General features: G+C 63.5%; 2 protein-coding genes. Both read right to left on the reverse strand.

Going from position 1 to position 1,296, the window contains the following annotated elements; all coding sequences use genetic code 11:
- On the reverse strand, positions 1-223 hold a 223-nt coding region (locus tag Q7T84_RS00545; protein ID WP_304805607.1), incomplete at its 3' end, for a DUF2171 domain-containing protein.
- Positions 224-379: 156 nt separating this feature from the next.
- The gene (locus Q7T84_RS00550) at positions 380-682 is read right to left on the reverse strand and encodes a hypothetical protein (RefSeq protein ID WP_304805608.1); all 303 of its coding nucleotides are present in this window, start codon (positions 680-682) and stop codon (positions 380-382) included.
- Between the last annotated feature and the right edge of the window lie 614 nt (positions 683-1,296).

Below are 1,296 nucleotides of genomic sequence, written 5' to 3' on the forward strand. Positions count from 1 at the left end.
CCAGCAGCGCGGCGTTGTCGGCATTGGCCGAGAGCCGGACCTGATTTCCTTCGACGGCGGCGACAAGGCCAGCGGAGAGAAAGTGATGGTGGTCGCCGTGGGAGCCGCTGTCCGCACGCGTCAGCTTGATCCGGTCACCCTCGACCTTGTCGACCGTGCCGAGGTGGACGCCATCGGCGCCGATGACTTCCATATGTTGCTTGATCGCCGAGAGGTCGGCCATGGCTCGCGCTCCTTCAGGTTATCTGGCTGAGGATGAACGGAGTGGAAGGCGCGGTGTTCCGAGAGCGGCTGGAACGCCCTCGGCGCAGTCTTCACGTTCTTGCTGGTAAGGCTTCTGACGGACGTGTCAGCCGCGGCAAGAGCGTGCGATCGGCGCCTACCAGCCCACCAAATCAGCTAAGCGTACAGGCGCGGTGCGATCCGTCGGCGCGGCGTCCGGTTGAATGACCAAGATGAGTTCGCGAAGCTCCTCGGCAAGCTCAGCCGCATAGAACGAGCTGTTGCGCGGCCCAGCGGAGCGAATGAACTCGGCAAGGGTCTGGCGCTCACTCGGGCTGAATGCATGGCTGTCGGCAACGAGCACGAAGAGCGCGATACGGACCTCGTCCATTGGTCGAGCGCTCACGCGCACATCAGCTGCGCGGGCCCAAGCCGATCTCGCCATCTGGATACGCTTCACGGTCGCTCTCTTGTTTCACAGGTTGAGACCACGAAGCGTGCCCTGCTGCAATACACGGCCGAGCGTGGAGGCAGCGTCCCTGGACCAAGCGAAGAACTGCTCTGACCGTTCCCGAAAAAGCGCCGGCGCCGAACGCTGCTAGGCCGGTTCCAGAGCCATCGCCGTGCTGCGGAGCCCGGCCGGAAGCCGCCGACGGGGTTAGGAAGCGTCCCCGCCAGGGGCGAAGCGGACCTTGTGATCACAAAGCGGGGATGATCATAGCCGGCTCCGGCTCCATGCAGAGCCAGCGGAAAACGCCCATCAGAACATCCTCAGAGCCCTCCCACCAACTGAGCGCCCGCCCGACCGCAGTGTAGATTTCGTCTGGTGTAGATCCAACGGGGGGGAGGGGAGCTGATGACTTCTTCAGGGCCTAAGTCCAATCGGATCACGGAATCGATGGGCAATCCTATTGCCTTCGCCGCCGGCGCGCGAACTGCTCTCAGCGAGGGATTGAAAGCCCGAGCGTATCGGAAGGCGACTGGGCCCGGTGACGGTATTTGCGCAGGGTCGTCGGGTCACTATGGCCGGCATGAGCCATGATCTGCTCTTCTTGGATGCCGCGCCGATTAGGC

The organism is Phenylobacterium sp. (assembly GCF_030654915.1).
GTDB lineage: Bacteria > Pseudomonadota > Alphaproteobacteria > Caulobacterales > Caulobacteraceae > Phenylobacterium.